Consider the following 16137-nt stretch of genomic DNA (forward strand, 5'->3'; position numbering starts at 1 on the left):
CAGTTTTATCAACTGACAGTTCTTAATCAAAGAACACTTCTTCTATCTATTGATTTAAAAAGTTTTCTAAATAGGCAATTTTAGCAAAATCTTTATCATTATTTTGTTCATTTCGATAAGAATCTTGCGAAGAAGCCTGATAAATCTTGAGATACTGCTCCGCATTTGGCAAAAAATAAATTGCTCCTGCCGTTTGATGTTTCTCTAATTCATCTAAAGGAATCCCAGCAAAGTCTTCCAAAGTATTCATCCCACCGAATTCGACTGATAAATCGTCCTTTTGAAATTCATGCTCGTGCAGATCTACTAAGTGATAACCCAATCGGTTCATAATCATTTCAATCTTTTCAAAATCATAAATTCGCTCCTCATCAGGAGCCCCCCAACCTCTTGGGTCTCCCGGCACATGAATATCAATATCTCGCACTTGCCAATCTCGACCAGTTACCTGTTCAAGTCCTAATGAGCCCATAAGAAGAGGAGTGATTTCGATTTTGTTCAACTCTCTTGTAATTTTTAAAAATTCATCAAATTTCTCTTTCATACAGTTCCCTTTGCTATATGTAAAGAAAGTTTACATAAAGTAAATTATGTAAACATCTTTAATTCATTTTACTTTTTCTTCTTCATAGTCACCATTACTGCAGACAACTTGTTTGCCACCACCGCGAACCTTCTTTTCTACAAGATACTGACCACATTTCGGACAAGAGCGACCGACTGGTTTATCCCAAGAAGTAAAGTCACAATCTGGGTAGCGATTGCAGCCATAGAAAAGGCGATTGCGTTTGGTTTTACGCTCAATGATTTGCCCTTTGTGACACTTAGGACACTCTACACCGATTTCTTTGACAATCGCTTGAGTATGACGACAGTCAGGAAAATTGCTACATGCATAGAATTTACCATAGCGGCCCAATTTGATAACCATAGGACTTCCACAGACTTCACAGTCAAATCCAGCAGGTTCATCTTTGATTTGAATTTTTTCCATTTCAGTTTCTGCTTTTGCGACTTCTTTTTCAAACGGCTTATAAAATTCATCAATGACCTTTTGCCATTGCTCTTTTCCTACTTCGACATCATCTAGCTTAGCTTCCATATCAGCGGTAAATTTCACATTGACAATATCTGGGAAAAATTCAACAATCAGAGAGTTCACGATTTCTCCCAGTTCAGTTGGCTCAAAGCGCTTAGAAACTAATTTGACATAGTAGCGTTTTTGAATAGTTTCAATTGTTGGTGCATAAGTTGACGGACGACCGACACCATTTTCTTCCAATGTCTTAATCAAGGTCGCTTCAGAATAACGAGCAGGTGGTTGTGTGAAATGCTGTTCAGGATTGGTATTGACCCGTTTCACTATGTCACCCTTTTCCATATCAGGCAACATTTTATTCTTATCAGAATCGTTGTAAATAGCTAGATAACCGTCAAATTTAACTTGACTACCATTTGCAGCAAATTGAACACCGTTTTGCTCCAATTTCACACTCATAGTGTCAAATACTGCTGCAGTCATTTGACTAGCTACAAAACGATTCCAAATCAGCGTGTATAGCTTTAATTGATCTTTATCTAGATATTTCGCGATATTTTCAGGTGTGTTAAACACACTTGACGGACGAATCGCTTCATGGGCGTCTTGTGCACCAGAAGCATTTCGGACTCTACTGCCGTGTTTAGAATATTTCTCACCAAAACGATCTGTAATGAAGGTTGCAGCTTCGTTTTGAGCTACCGGACTAATACGAGTGGAGTCTGTACGCATATAGGTAATCAAACCTTGCACACCAGATCCGATATTAATTCCTTCGTAGAGCTGCTGAGCAACCATCATCGTCTTACGAGTTCGGAAATTAATTTTATTGGCAGCGTCCTGCTGCATAGATGATGTGGTATAAGGTAGCGGAGCATTGCGCTTGCGTTCCTTTTTCTCAACGCTTTCGACAGTAAATTCATCACCTTCGATATGAGAAAGAACGTTTTTTACATCATCGTTGGTAGCAAGCTTCATTTTCTTGCCATTCATGCCGTAAAAGCTTGCTTGAAATTGACGAGGTCCTTTTTTGAAAGTTCCGTCAATCGTCCAATACTCTTCTGGCTTAAAAGCATTGATTTCATTTTCACGGTCAATGATGAGCTTCAAGGCAACAGATTGCACACGTCCAGCTGACAATCCCTTTTTGACTTTTTTCCAGAGAATTGGAGAGATAGAGTACCCCACAATACGGTCAAGGACACGACGCGCTTGTTGAGCATCTACCAAATCCATGTCAATCTGGCGCGGTTCTTTAAAAGCATTTTTAACTGCATCTTTCGTGATTTCGTTGAAAACAACACGGTTTTTATCTGTCTCGTCCAAATTTAGAATATGTGCCAAATGCCAAGAAATGGCTTCTCCTTCACGGTCCGGGTCACTTGCAAGATAGACTTGTTTCGCTTTTTTAGCTTCTTTTTTCAAATCATTGATAAGAGGCCCTTTTCCGCGAATATTGATATATTCTGGCTCATAGTTGTTTTCAAAATCGATGGACATGGTAGACTTTTTCAAATCGCGAATATGTCCAACGCTGGCTAAAACCTTGTAGTTCCGCCCTAAATATTTTTCGATTGTTTTTGCTTTAGCTGGCGACTCTACAATCACCAGATTTTTTTTCATTGCTGTTTTTTTCTTTGTTTTTGTTACCAATGTAAACACCTTCTAAAAGTAATAAACCTCATAGAGTTTAAACTATTTTTTTTAAGATGTCAACTAGTAACATTCTCTTATAGGAGAACTTGTTTTAAAATTGGAATTCAGAAAGTACGTCAGCGCCTGTTGTGACGCACTTTGCACCCTCTTGAATCAAATGATGACAGCCATCACTTCTGCCGTCTAAAATTGACCCTGGAATAGCAAACACATCTCGTCCTTCTTCCATTGCGCGCTCACAAGTAATTAGACTTCCTGAGCGCATTTTGGCTTCAGCTACAATAACGCCTCTACACAAACCTGCAATAATGCGATTCCGCTCTGGAAAATGAAATTTCAATGGCTCTGATTCGGGACCATATTCACTAAGCACAAGGTGATGTTCTCCCAAATAAGATTGAAGTTTTTTATTTGCTCTTGGATAAAAAACATCTAAACCGGTTCCAATAACGGCAATCGTTCGACCGCCATTTTGCAACGCTGCCATGTGAGCTGATGTATCAATTCCGCGCGCTAAGCCGCTTACGATAACTAGCTCATTGTTTAGCTCTTTAACAATTTTTTGAACAGATTGACTGCCTGTTCGGCTACTATTGCGGCTTCCCACAACAGCTACTTTCGGTAATTTTAACAAATCCAAGTTTCCTTTATAGAAAAGTAGAACGGGTGGATTGTAAATTTCGCTCAAATCCCAAGGATACACATCATCCAAGATAGAAAAAGACGGAAATTTTTCAAATTCTTGACATAATAAATCATCATCTAGCTGCAGATATTTTTCAATGAAAAGAGCAGGATTGCGGCATTCCGAAACAACTGCCATATCTTTTACCGATAATTCTTTGTCTTGTATTTCAGCATACGAAAGAACATTGATGACCTGTTGGTTGGTCAAGCCGGCTTTTTTTAATTTATAAATATCAAAATTATCCATTTTATCATTCCTTTTACTTTCATTAATATCTTTCAAAGATACTATTCGTAAAAGAAATGAAAAAACGAGAAATTCTCGTTTTTTACATTTTATCTAATTCTTTAATAATCCGAGCTGGGTTTCCTGCTAAAACAACATTATCACCATAAGATTTGGTAACAACCGAGCCTGCTCCAACGACGACATTGTCTCCCAATGTTACTCCAGGCAAAATCGTTACGCCGCCACCTGCCCAGAAATTATCGCCAATGGTAATTGGTGCACCGTATTCTATACCTGATATGCGTTCTTGTGCATCTAAAGGGTGGAGAGGGGTCAGAAGTTGACAATTTGGCCCAAACAATGCATTTTTTCCAATAGTAATCGGACAAACATCAAGCATGGTCATGTTCCAATTAGAATAAAAATTTTCTCCTAAGTGAATGTTGATACCATAATCGCAGACAAAGTTTGGTTTCATCGAAATGTTCTCACCAGTTGAACCGAACCATTCTTTTACGAGTTTACTTCTTTTTTTACCGTCCTGTTCTGCATTAAATACGTATTGAAATTGACGAGAACGTGTTACCAATTTTCGTAATTCGGAATCTTGCGGATTGTATAATTCTCCCGCAATCATTTTTTCATATTCAGTTTTCATTGACTTTCCTTTTCATTCTTGATAAGTGAATGGTTAGATACATTTGTTCGTCATCAGACGTCTGATAATTGCGCGTTTGCTTAAGATATTGGGTAATCTTTGTTGTCGTTTCATAAGCCGACGGATACTTGATTTTCAGTAAATCAAACATGTCATTGTCGTCTAACTCCTGATGTCCGGTGTCCGTTAAAACACGTTCGCAAAAAAATTTCAGATGCGTAATAAAGCGCTGAACATAAATATCCTCGTCATCTAATGAGATCTCTAAGCTGTATTTGACGATTGTCATGATTTCTTCCATTAGCTGTGTCAAATCTTGAGCGGCTACATTGCCATTATCTAATTCAGCATTGACAATGGTCAAAGCCATAAAGCCTGCTTCATCCAAAGGTAAATCTTGTCCTAAATAGTCACCCAACAATTGATTGGCATACTTGCCAACTTCAAATTCGTCAGGGAAAAATCGCTTAATATCCCACATGAGGAAATTTTTCATAAAGAAATGATCTTGGACACGTAAAACCACACCATACAGGTGATCAGCCATCGCTAAAAAGGCACCATCTTGCAATTTTTTATTTATTTTTGCATGTGCGTAAGTGATAATTTTATCAGCCATTTCTATGATGTCAGCAGGTAATTCTAATAATAATTCACGCTTGTTTTCTGACAAGACATACTTTTTCTCAATCAGATTATCCCGAACATCCTCTCCTGCTTTACATCCAAAAGCCAGTCCGCATCCCATCAACACTACTTCTTGGTGATTTTCTTCAGAAATGACCACATTATTATTTAAAACTTTAGAAATAATCATCCCTTGTCCTCGACTTCTTCAAGCATGGATTTAATTGGTTCAAAAGTTTTGCGATGAATAGGAGTGATTCCTTTTCGTTTCAATCCATCTAAATGATGCTGGGTTCCATAACCAACATTGTGTGCAAAGTCATAGCCTGGATAAGTTAGCTCATAATCAGTCATCATGCGATCTCTCGTCACCTTGGCTACGATCGAAGCGGCCGCAATAGACAGTGAATTAGCATCTCCTTTGATGATAGACGTTTGCGAAACTTGAACATCTAACTGCATGGCATCAATCAAGAGATGTTGCGGAGAGATTTCAAGATTTCCCACAGCTTCTAACATGGCTAATTTCGTCGCTCCATAGATATTCACCTTATCAATCACTTGATTATCCTTGACACCAATACCAACTGCAACGGCTTGTTTTAGCACTTCTTGATAGATTTCTTCATGCTTTTTCTTGGGAATTTTCTTGCTATCGTTGAGACCTTTGATTTTACAGTTTTTAGGTAAAATAACTGCTGCTGCCACAACAGGACCTGCTAAGGGACCACGACCAACCTCATCAATCCCAGCGATATATTGGCAACCAGTAGCATAAAGCTCCTTTTCGTATCGTAGCATTTGCTCCAAACGACAGTCTTCGTCCAATTCAGCTTGGATTTGTTTTTTACGCTTCATAATGAGCTTGTGGACACCAGCCCGACTATCATCTCGAAATTGCTCAAAAACAGGACTCTTTATGTCTGTTATTTCAGATAAGATTTCTTGAATCTCTTTAATTGTCGCCATGTATCTCACCTAAAGTATCCAAAGTATAACGTCCTAACTTGCCATCGCGAATATCTTTTATGAAAAGACGATAAAAGCGGTCATAGTCATCTCGAAATCCTAATTTTTGTGTCATATCCATAATGATTTCAGGTGCTTCTTCTTCCAAGTTCATTTGCTTGAACCGTTCTTGAAGCTCCTTTGGATAATGTTCTTTGAAATAATTGATTCCAAAAATAGTAACCTCATCCATTGGAAGCAAATCGTCTTTAATCGCTCCTGTTAAAGCGAGTTTCAAAGCAACTTTTTCATCTTCAAACTTAGGCCAGAGAATCCCTGGAGTATCTAAAATTTCCAAGTCCTTATTCGACTTGAGCCACTGCTGCCCTTTGGTAACACCTGGTTTATTTCCAGTCACAGCAATTTTTTTTCCGGCTAAACGATTCATCAGTGTGGATTTTCCCGCATTAGGAATCCCGATAATCATGGTTCGCAATGTTTCAATTTGGATTCCGCGCTCTTTTTGCCGAGCGATTTTCTCTTTCATCAAAGACTGAGCTGCTTCCGTGACTTTTTTAACAGTTGATTGCTCCTTAGAATTGATTGGCAAAGTCTTGACGCCTTGCTTTTCAAAATAATTTCTCCACTCCTTCGTCAAAGTCGGGTCAGCCAAATCTGCTTTATTCAAAATGAGGAGCTTAGGCTTCTCTCCCACGATTTTAGTCAGCATGGGATTTTGACTGGACAATGGTAAACGCGCGTCTACTAAAATTGTCACAAAATCCACAAATTTGATATTTTCTTGTACTTGTCTCCGAGCCTTGGACATGTGTCCCGGAAACCATTGAATAGTAGCCATGAAAACCTCTTTCTTACACTAGTTTAACATCTTCATTATACCAGAATTTTAGCTAATCCGCATTGATAAGTAGAGCAATAAAAAAGCCTTTCAAAAATAAAAGGCAATTTTCAAATTTTAATGATATAAAACAGGTTTTCTATCTTGCTTATCGGTAAATGGAAGTCTTGGTTCGCGAATCCGTTTTACATAGTCAACAATTTCTTTCCCTTCATGGTCAAATTCTACAACAGCAAAAAATTGATCGTGGTAAAAGAAAAATTTATAATGATTTTCAAATGCTTCTTTGAGCCATTTTTCTTTTGCAATAATGGAACGCATGGGGTAATCATCTACAGCAGCGACCCATACAGGCTTGCGATGCGCGTGAGTTAAAAGCAAGTCCGCCATATGAATCATGGTTTCATTTCCTTGTTTCAACAAAATGATACTATGACCATTGCTATGACCACCAGTATGAACCATTTGAATTTCCGGTATGACATTTAAATATTCCGTAAATGTCTCCACTTGATGTTGAATAGGTTCCCAATTTTCTCTGAGATAAGTCCCTTTAGTCCGATTATTTGGGTTCATCATCTCGTACCATTCAATATCATTTACAAAAATCTTAGCATTGGGAAAAGTTGAAACCAACTGATGATTTTCATTTAATTTTGTCAATCCACCAGAGTGATCGTGATGCATGTGAGTCATCAACACATAAGAAATATCTTCAGGAGTCAAACCTAAAAGTTCCAAGCTCTCTTCAATTCTGCTTTCAGATAAAATCCCTAAATTTCGTCTTTGTTTATCAGATAGTTTCGCAGTATTAAAACTTGCATCAATTAAATAATTTTTATTTTTGTATTGAATCAATATTGGATCGGTTAATTCAACCATCATATTTTCTTCAGTTGTTGGATAATAGCGTGACCAAACAACTTTTGGTACAGGACCAAATAAAGTGCCTGCATCTGTCATTTTATCAACTCCACGTAACCAAGTTAATTTCATGTCTCTAAATTGATACTCTTGTAGAGTGAGTTCTGTCATTTCTTACTCCTTTAGCCACCTTTCGGCAATTTCTCTTCTGATAGAATTTCCAGATCTTCCATAGTTTTCAATAGTTTCTGCATCCTTTAAATAACGTTTGATATTAACCTTGTCGAATTTTTGTAAAGGACCAATTAGTCGAAGGATTTCATCGGATATCTCAATGGCAACTTTCGTCGTGTACAGTTTTATTCGAGAAACAAATTTTGCATCTTCTTCAATTTGACTAGGATAAGATGCAAAATAAGCTTCTGCAGAGCATAATTTATTATATAAATCAGCAAATTTATTTTGATGAATTTCCACATCAATCAAACGCTTTCCAAATCCTCTCCTCACTTTTGCAAATTCAATACCTTTATTGAAAGCCCCCTCAGCAACACCTAACGCAATAGCACTTAAGCCAAGTTGCATATTTTTAATGATGTTAGCAAATTGGACATCCCCAGCTAATTCGTCTCCCAATAAGGCGTTTTCCGGGAGCAAGACATTTTTTAGCGTGACTGAACTCAAAGGAAGACCTATCAAGCCCGGTTTTTCAATCTGTTCACCAATTAGCACATCCGAATCTTTTGGATCAACAATAAAGAGTCCGTACTTCTCCACCTTACCTTGTTCTTTTACTTTTGCCAAAACCAGTAGTATATCTGCAACGCTGCTATTGGAAATCATCGCCTTTTTCCCTGAGAGACACCATCCCTGCTCAGTCTTTGTTGCATACGTTTCAAGATCTTCTAGCCCCTTTAGATGTTTATACTCGCAAAATCCTAATCCTCCTATGTACTGACCTTTTAGTAACTTTTCAAGATATAATTCCTTTTGCTCTGCTGTCCCAAAATTCAAAATAGAATAAATTCCATAGCAACCTTGTGTTAATAAAATAGCTGAAAGAGCAGCAAATTCATTAGCAATTTTTCGGATAAATGTGATGAAATCAGAACTTAAGGTGTGATTCTCTTCAGATAAAATGGGCAAAAATATATCCATTTCGTTCGTCAATTCATCCCACATTTCCTTTGGAAAATAAGTTGATTCATCATGTGATTTTACATAGTTTTTGATTGCTGTATTCGTATATGAATCAATCATAGCTGCTGTAGTGCTAATTTTTGACATCAATTTGCTCCTTTATTAGGTATCAAGGCTCGAAATAGGCTGATAGTAACCTTTCAAAAGTTCTTCATAAACGTATGCTTCAACTTCATTATAATTTGCTTTATATGGTCTGCAGAACCAGATATTAAATGGAACCGGATCTTTAAAACGAACAGCTTTAAACTTATTTTTATCCACAAAATATTCTACTGGACGAGGTAAAATAGCAATCATATCATTCTTATACGTAGACTCTGTTAAAAAATCCCATGCTGATGATAAATATGTAAAATTTGTCTCTATCTTCTTATTTTTTAATTTTTCAGCTACTAATTCATAAGTGGTAAATGATTTATTAAATGTTGCTAAATCATAAGCGGCGATGTCTTTCCATTCAAGAAGTTCTTTATCTGCTAAAGGATGATTTTTATCCATATAAGCTGCATATTCATCGGCTTGTATAATATATTGCTCGTACTTTTTAGCATCTAAATTAGTCGGCTCAATCAATAAAACAAAATTTAAATCACCTTCAAGAAATTTTTGACGTAAATCCTTGCTTCCTCCCTCCACAACTTGAATATTAATGTGCGGATTATCCTTTAAAAATTTAGGAAGAGCACTGGCAAAATAAACACGCAAAATCAGAGAAGGAATGCCTAAATTAATGGTTCCTTTTTGTTTTTGCGCTTCCATATGAATCATGGATTGCATTTCTTCATGGCGATTGACAATTTCCGTAGCAAAACGATAAATTTTCCCACCAGCTTCTGTCAGACTTTCTAATCTTCCATTTCTACGATTAAAAAGCTGCAGTCCTTCAGTCACTTCAAAATTTGTGACAAATTGACTCAAAGCAGATTGACTAATATGAATTTTTTTAGCAGCAATCGAAAGATTACATCCGCATTCGACGATATTGATAAAGTAAGTCATTTGAATAATATCCATGTTCATCGTCTCCTATCTTTCAATATTTGTAATATAATTTGTCAGGAATAAAATAGCAACTGATCTTTTTAATATAGATGATCAGTTGCTAATAGGTTGATTAAAAACTTATCATCGATAAAGTTCGTTATAAGCATATAGTAACACACTTTATGGCAAACAGTAGCTATATTTGCTTGATAATTTAACTAGATAGACATTGTTTTTAAGTCATCTGACACGATTACTTCTCCCTCTGTCTTTTCAAGAACTTCTTCCAAAGAGACACCGGGAGCTAATTCTTTCAAAAGGAATTTCCCATCTTGAAAGCCAAATACCGCTAGCTCTGTGATGACCAAATCCAAAACTCCTTTAGCTGACAATGGCAATGTGCATTCTTTCAGCAATTTTGATTTTCCATCAACAGTAGTATGTTGGATAGCAGCGATAACCCTTTTGGCACCAACCAGAAGGTCCATAGCTCCTCCCATCCCTGGAGCAAACTTGTCTGGGATAATCCAATTCGCAATACTGCCATCTTGACTAACTTCTAACGCTCCTAAAACCGTAGCATCAACGTGACCTCCACGAATAATGGCAAACGAAGTTTGTAGGTCAAACAACGATGCTCCTGGTAAAAGAGTAATGGGTGCTCCTCCAGAATTTGCCAGATTTGCATCATAATTTTCTTTTGTTGGTGTCTCACCAAAACGAAGAGCACCATTTTCTGCTTGAAGGATCACATTTACGCCTTCAGGAATATAGTCAGCAGAGGCATTCGGGATACCAAATCCAAGGTTGATGACATCTCCATCTTTAAATTCAAGGGCCACACGTCTTGCAATAATTTCTTTTGATTTCATATTAATTTACCCCTGCCAATTTTTTAGTCTCTATCCAGAGGTCGCCCATCATTTTATAATGTTCTTTAGAAGTCAAGCTTTCAACAACATAGTCTACAAGAATTCCGGGAATATATACATCGTTAGGATCAATTTCACCAACTTCAACAATTTCATTGGCTTCAACAATCACTGTATCAGCTGCAAGAGCCAGCTGCAATGAAATATTTTTAGTTGTCCCATCAATGTATAAATTGCCATATTTATCTGACTTGGTAGCCTTAATCAAAGCAACATCAATTTTCAAAGGGTCATAAACAAGATATTCTCTGCCGTTGCGAGCTACTTTTTCATAATCTTTTTCCAAAATAGTCCCAACGCCAGTCGGAGTCAAAACAGCTCCCAAACCAGCACCCGCAGCATGAAGTCGTTCAACCACGGTTCCCATTGGTGTGAATTCAACTTCCATATCACCGCTAAAATATTCATGTTGTGCGGCAGCGGAAGTACCCACGTGAGCTGCAATATATTTTTTAACTTGGTGATTTTCACACAAGCGACCAACGCCAATCTCTTTACCCGGTTGTGAGGTAACAACAGATACTATTGTTAAGTTCTGTTGATTTTGTCGAACCAATTCTTCAATGAGTTCAAATGGCTCACCCACTCCAAGAAAACCTGAGATACCTACAATATCTTCAGATTTAATGTTAGAAATTGCTTCTGATAATGTTACAATTTGCATGCCAATATCTCCACTTATTACTTACGATTAAAAACCGCCTTGCGTTTTTCTACAAAAGCACGCATCCCTTCTACTTTGTCCTCTGTAGAGAACAACAATGCTTCAGCTTCCGTTTCAAGTCTGATAGCATTTTTTAGTGGGAGTTCCGAACCAACTTGAATGACATGCTTAGCTTTTTCCACAGCTAACGGTGCATTCTTTATCATGGCTGCAGCCAATTCTTCAGCTGAGCTTAATAGTTCTTCGACGGAAACCAGCTTGTTAAGAATGCCTAGTTCATAGGCTTCTTGACCTTTCACCGTACGAGCAGTGAAAATCAATTCTTTCGTACGGCTTGTTCCAATTAAACGAGACATACGTTGAGTACCAGCGAATCCTGGGATAATGCCCAAGCCGACTTCTGGAAAGCCTACAACTGTTTTTTCATATCCAATACGAATATCCGTTGAAAGTGCCAGTTCCATTCCACCTCCGAGTGCATAGCCATTGAGTACCGCAATCGTTGGCTGACGTAAATCTGAAAGGCGAGTAAAGGTATTGTTTGCAAATGTCATGTATTCAAAAGCTTGAATCGGTGACATTAAGTCCATTTCCTTAATATCAGCCCCAGCTACAAATGCTTTTTCTCCTGATCCTGTCACAATGACAACACGAATGTCTTCACTGTTTTCAACTTGATCAAGAACTTCATTCAAATCAGCCAAAACCTGAGAACTCAAAGCATTTAAAGCTTCAGGACGGTTGATCGTGATGTAGCCGATTCTGTTTTTAACTTCTAATAAAACAGTTTTACTCATTTTACTGCTCCTACTTATAAAATTTGAGTTATAAAGTATATAGTGTCAACAAATACTTGAACCAAAAATGTAAGAGCTTACAATGCTATGATATCCCATTTTTCCATTCTCGTCTACTTAATCTTAATTTATAACTCTATAAGTTTAACTTATAGAGTTATAAAAAATACTAAGACTTTTTGATTTTCAAAATAAAAAAACAAATTCTACTAAGAATCATTTAAGATAAACATCTTAGATAGAATTTATTTTACAGAGTAAAAAAATCAAATGGTAAATTAAATTTAGTAGGTAATTATTTTTAACGTTCTACAATGACTGCTGTGCCCATTCCTCCTCCGATACAAAGAGTTGCAAGACCACGTTTAGCATCGCGTTTTTCCATTTCATGCAACAAAGTAACCAGAATACGGCAGCCTGATGCTCCAATTGGATGACCAAGTGCAATGGCACCACCATTTACGTTTACTTTTTCCGGATCAAGATTTAACTCCTTACCAACAGCACATGCTTGCGATGCAAATGCTTCATTGGATTCAATCAAATCAAGGTCTTCAACTGTAAAACCACCTTTTTCAAGTGCTTTACGAGAGGCATAAATTGGTCCGCAACCCATGATTTTTGGATCTAAGCCCGCACTAGCATATGATTTAATAGTTGCTAAAACGGGGATGCCTAATTCTTTTGCTTTTTCTGAACTCATGACAACAACTGCTGCTGCTCCGTCATTGATACCAGAAGCATTACCAGCCGTGACAGTTCCACCTTCTTTAAAGACAGGACGCAATTTAGCCAAACCTTCTAATGAGGCATCTTTTCTTGGAAATTCATCCGTATCAAAAATAATTGGCTCACCTTTTCTTTGTGGAATAACCACTGGAACAATTTCTTCTTTGAAACGTCCAGCTTCAATAGCTGCCACAGCACGTTGTTGAGATTGCACAGCAAAAGCATCTTGAACTTCACGAGAAATATCATACTGCTCTGCTACATTTTCAGCAGTAATTCCCATATGGAAATCACCAAAAGCGTCAGTCAGACCGTCGCGCAACATAGTATCAACAACTTTAGAGTCTCCCATACGAGAGCCCCAACGTTGATTTTGCAGCACGTATGGTGCTTGGCTCATATTTTCTGCACCACCCGCTACGATGATATCAGCATCTCCACAAAGGATAGCTTGTGCGGCCAACTGAACAGTTTTAAGCCCTGAACCACATACTTTATTGACTGTGAATGCTGGAGAAGATATAGGGATACCTGCATTGACACTCATTTGACGTGCCACATTCTGACCAAGTCCTGCCCCTAAAACATTTCCCATAATCACTTCATCAACTTGTTCAGCCTTCAAATTTGCTCGTTCCAGCGCGCTTTTGATAACCAAGCTTCCCAAATCAACAGCTGAAATATTTTTCAAACTTCCACCAAAAGAACCTAATGGTGTACGAACTGCTGATACAATAACTGCTTCTTTCATTTCTTGCTCCTTACCTTAGTATTTAAAGAAACCTTCCTTGGTCTTACGACCAAGTTTATTAGCTTCAACCATTTTTTTCAACAATGGAGCAGGACGATATTTTGGATCACCAAACCCATTATTCAATACGCCCATAATAGCCAAGCAAACATCCAAACCAATTAAATCTGCTAAAGCCAAAGGACCAATTGGATGATTAGCTCCTAGCTTCATCGCTTCATCAATTTCTTCAGCTGATGCTACTCCTTCTCCGAGAATGAAAATTGCTTCATTAATCATCGGAATCAACACTCGATTTACAACAAAACCATAAGAATCTCTAACATCAACTGCTGTTTTACCGATTTTGTCAGTCAATTCACGAACAGTTTTGACTACTTCTTCTGATGTTTGAAGTGCTTTGATCACTTCGACCAATTTCATAACAGGAGCAGGATTAAAGAAATGCATACCAATAACTCGTTCTTGATGCACTATTGCTGCTGCAATGTCAGTAATTGACAAAGATGATGTATTGGACGCTAAAATTGTTTCTGGTGTTGTTAATTCATCTAATTGTTTAAAAATACTCAACTTAATGTCTCGGTTTTCAGTAGCAGCTTCAATAACTAACTGAACATTTTTTGCATCTTCGTATGAGGTTGAGGGAATCAACTTACTCAAAATACTATTTTTATCAGTTTCTGACAGACGACCTTTCTCTACAGAACGTGTCAATTGCTTGGTAATATTCCCGATTCCTCTTTCAACGAATTCGTCTTTAATATCATTCAAATACACTGTAAAGCCTGATTGGGCAAAGACTTGTGCAATACCACTTCCCATCTGACCTGACCCAATGATCATCACTTTTGAAATATTCAATTTTCTCTCCTATCTAATATTAACATTATAAAGTTTAAAATGAAAGAATAGGAACGATTGAATGATGAATACTCTTCAACCGTTCCTGCTTTGTCATTATACAAATGCACCTAAGCCAGTAATTTCACGACCAACAATCAAAGCGTTGACTTCATGAGAACCTTCATAAGTATAAACAGCCTCAGCGTCTGCAAAGAAACGGGCAACATCTGTTTCAAGAGTGATTCCATCCCCTCCGCCTACTTCACGAGCAAGGGCAACAGTTTCTCGCATAACGAGTGAATTATGCATTTTAGCAAGGGCAGAATTTAACATTAATTCATTGCCAGCTTCTTGCATTTCAGCAAGACGAACTGAGTAAGCAATAACTGCCACAGCATTCGCTTGCATTCTAGCCAATTTTTCTTGAATGATTTGGAATTTAGCAACTGGACGTTTAAATTGTTGACGGTTTGTAGTATATTTTAATGCTGCAACAAATGAACCACAAGTTATTCCCATAGCAATATGAGCCACATCAGCACGAGTAAATGTAAGAATGCGAGCTACATCTTCAAAACCATTGATGTTTACCAAACGGTCTGAGTCTGGAACTTCAACATTTGTCATTGTGATATGACCATTTCGAACACAACGAAGTGCAATTTTATGTTGAATAACTTCTACATCGTAACCAGGAGCTCCTTTGCGAACGATAAAGCATTTAATTTTGCCATCTGCAACGTCACGAGCAAATACTGGAATAACATCAGCTGTATCTGAACCACCAATCCAACGTTTTTCACCGTTAATAATCCACTTGTCTCCTACACGTTCAGCAGTTGTTGCAAGCCCACCTGCGATGTCTGAACCAGAAAGTGGTTCTGTCAAAGCAAAACATCCCTGCCAATCAAACGCTGCTAATTTAGGAAGAAATTCTTTTTGTTGGCGTTCGTCTCCACCGAGTAAAATTGTGTTATAGCAAAGTCCACCATGCACAGTATAGAATGTAGCCATTGATGTATCAAAACGAGCCAATTCCAAATAAAGGAATGCAATATAAAGTTCTGACGGTTTATAACTGCCTTCACGTCCTTCGAACAATTTAGGATTGTTCATAATTTGAGCGCCTTTGGCAACTGCGTAAAATTGTTCAAATGGAAAATCAGGTTTTTCCCAATGTTCATTGATCACAGGACGAAGATGTTTTTCAATCAAACGACGAGTTTCTTGCAAAACTTCTGCTTCTCCCAGTGTTAAATCGTCTGCATAGTGAAAGAGATCTTCAGGATATAATTCACGTAAAATTTCTTCTTTGGTTGCCATAATATGGACTCCTTTATAATAATGTTATAAGAGCGCTTTCATTTCAAGGCTCAGTATTTGTTGACGCTTACATTTTATATCAGATATGATCTTGTGTCTACTTAAGAAAAATTAATCGTCCCATAAGTTTCTATTATACATATTGATTTTACTGACCTTTCAAAGGATAAAGGCAAGATTTTACAAATAAAATTTTTCCAAAAGTTAAAAATTTATTTGTAAAAATAATTGAATTTCTAAAAATATTTCTCTAATTTCAAAGAAATTCTTTTCCCCAATCCTTTACCAATCCTCCAGAGCAAAATGCGAGCATTTGCAAAATGAATATGTTACAATGCTTA

Annotated in this window: 16 protein-coding genes; all 16 read right to left on the reverse strand. The window is 37.4% G+C overall.

The genetic code is table 11. The features are described from left to right. Window positions 1–46 precede the first annotated feature (46 nt). The 16 genes from HMPREF3249_RS01095 to HMPREF3249_RS01170 all read right to left on the reverse strand — a co-directional run bounded on the left by HMPREF3249_RS01095 (window position 47) and on the right by HMPREF3249_RS01170 (window position 15796). Window positions 47–544: a hypothetical protein gene (locus HMPREF3249_RS01095; RefSeq protein ID WP_003029682.1), complete on the reverse strand. Its 498-nt coding sequence runs from the start codon at window positions 542–544 to the stop codon at window positions 47–49. 63 nt (window positions 545–607) lie between these two features. Continuing rightward, window positions 608–2701, reverse strand: a complete 2094-nt coding sequence (gene topA, locus HMPREF3249_RS01100) for a type I DNA topoisomerase (protein ID WP_003029680.1) — start codon at window positions 2699–2701, stop codon at window positions 608–610. An 85-nt stretch (window positions 2702–2786) separates the two neighbouring features. Continuing rightward, window positions 2787–3629: a DNA-processing protein DprA gene (dprA, locus tag HMPREF3249_RS01105; RefSeq protein WP_003042009.1), complete on the reverse strand. Its 843-nt coding sequence runs from the start codon at window positions 3627–3629 to the stop codon at window positions 2787–2789. A gap of 82 nt (window positions 3630–3711) precedes the next feature. Continuing rightward, a complete protein-coding gene (locus HMPREF3249_RS01110) occupies window positions 3712–4269 on the reverse strand; it encodes a sugar O-acetyltransferase (protein WP_049534053.1) in 558 nt (185 codons plus the stop codon). Next, window positions 4259–5086 carry a PRD domain-containing protein gene (locus HMPREF3249_RS01115; protein WP_003029677.1) on the reverse strand — a complete coding sequence of 276 codons (828 nt, stop codon included), beginning with the start codon at window positions 5084–5086 and terminating at the stop codon, window positions 4259–4261. Before HMPREF3249_RS01115 ends, HMPREF3249_RS01110 begins: the two co-directional genes overlap by 11 nt. After that, window positions 5083–5865, reverse strand: a complete 783-nt coding sequence (locus tag HMPREF3249_RS01120) for a ribonuclease HII (RefSeq protein ID WP_049534054.1) — start codon at window positions 5863–5865, stop codon at window positions 5083–5085. The genes HMPREF3249_RS01115 and HMPREF3249_RS01120 overlap by 4 nt, the downstream gene beginning before the upstream one ends. Next, window positions 5852–6703 carry a ribosome biogenesis GTPase YlqF gene (ylqF, locus tag HMPREF3249_RS01125; RefSeq protein ID WP_049534055.1) on the reverse strand — a complete coding sequence of 284 codons (852 nt, stop codon included), beginning with the start codon at window positions 6701–6703 and terminating at the stop codon, window positions 5852–5854. The genes HMPREF3249_RS01120 and ylqF overlap by 14 nt, the downstream gene beginning before the upstream one ends. 117 nt (window positions 6704–6820) lie before the next feature. Next, window positions 6821–7738 (reverse strand): MBL fold metallo-hydrolase, encoded by a 918-nt coding sequence (locus HMPREF3249_RS01130; protein ID WP_003029674.1) that lies wholly within the window; start codon window positions 7736–7738, stop codon window positions 6821–6823. A 3-nt stretch (window positions 7739–7741) separates the two neighbouring features. Continuing rightward, complete coding sequence (locus tag HMPREF3249_RS01135; protein ID WP_049534057.1) at window positions 7742–8854, reverse strand: acyl-CoA dehydrogenase family protein; 1113 nt, start codon at window positions 8852–8854, stop codon at window positions 7742–7744. A gap of 15 nt (window positions 8855–8869) precedes the next feature. Continuing rightward, window positions 8870–9784, reverse strand: coding sequence for a LysR family transcriptional regulator (locus HMPREF3249_RS01140; protein WP_003043021.1), 915 nt, complete (start codon window positions 9782–9784; stop codon window positions 8870–8872). Window positions 9785–9972: 188 nt separating this feature from the next. Then, window positions 9973–10626 (reverse strand): 3-oxoacid CoA-transferase subunit B, encoded by a 654-nt coding sequence (locus HMPREF3249_RS01145; protein WP_003042525.1) that lies wholly within the window; start codon window positions 10624–10626, stop codon window positions 9973–9975. A gap of 1 nt (window position 10627) precedes the next feature. Then, entirely contained in the window at window positions 10628–11350 is a 723-nt protein-coding gene (locus HMPREF3249_RS01150; RefSeq protein ID WP_049534059.1) for a CoA transferase subunit A, read from the reverse strand. 17 nt (window positions 11351–11367) lie between these two features. Beyond that, complete coding sequence (locus tag HMPREF3249_RS01155) at window positions 11368–12147, reverse strand: enoyl-CoA hydratase/isomerase family protein (RefSeq protein ID WP_003042664.1); 780 nt, start codon at window positions 12145–12147, stop codon at window positions 11368–11370. Between the two features lie 301 nt (window positions 12148–12448). Then, a complete protein-coding gene (locus tag HMPREF3249_RS01160) occupies window positions 12449–13627 on the reverse strand; it encodes an acetyl-CoA C-acetyltransferase (RefSeq protein WP_049534061.1) in 1179 nt (392 codons plus the stop codon). A 15-nt stretch (window positions 13628–13642) separates the two neighbouring features. Next, window positions 13643–14491 carry a 3-hydroxybutyryl-CoA dehydrogenase gene (locus tag HMPREF3249_RS01165; RefSeq protein ID WP_049534063.1) on the reverse strand — a complete coding sequence of 283 codons (849 nt, stop codon included), beginning with the start codon at window positions 14489–14491 and terminating at the stop codon, window positions 13643–13645. A 96-nt stretch (window positions 14492–14587) separates the two neighbouring features. Then, the gene (locus HMPREF3249_RS01170; protein ID WP_049534065.1) at window positions 14588–15796 is read right to left on the reverse strand and encodes an acyl-CoA dehydrogenase FadE; all 1209 of its coding nucleotides are present in this window, start codon (window positions 15794–15796) and stop codon (window positions 14588–14590) included. Window positions 15797–16137 lie beyond the last annotated feature (341 nt).

The sequence above is a fragment of the Streptococcus sp. HMSC36C04 genome (assembly GCF_001839535.1).
GTDB lineage: Bacteria > Bacillota > Bacilli > Lactobacillales > Streptococcaceae > Streptococcus > Streptococcus hominis.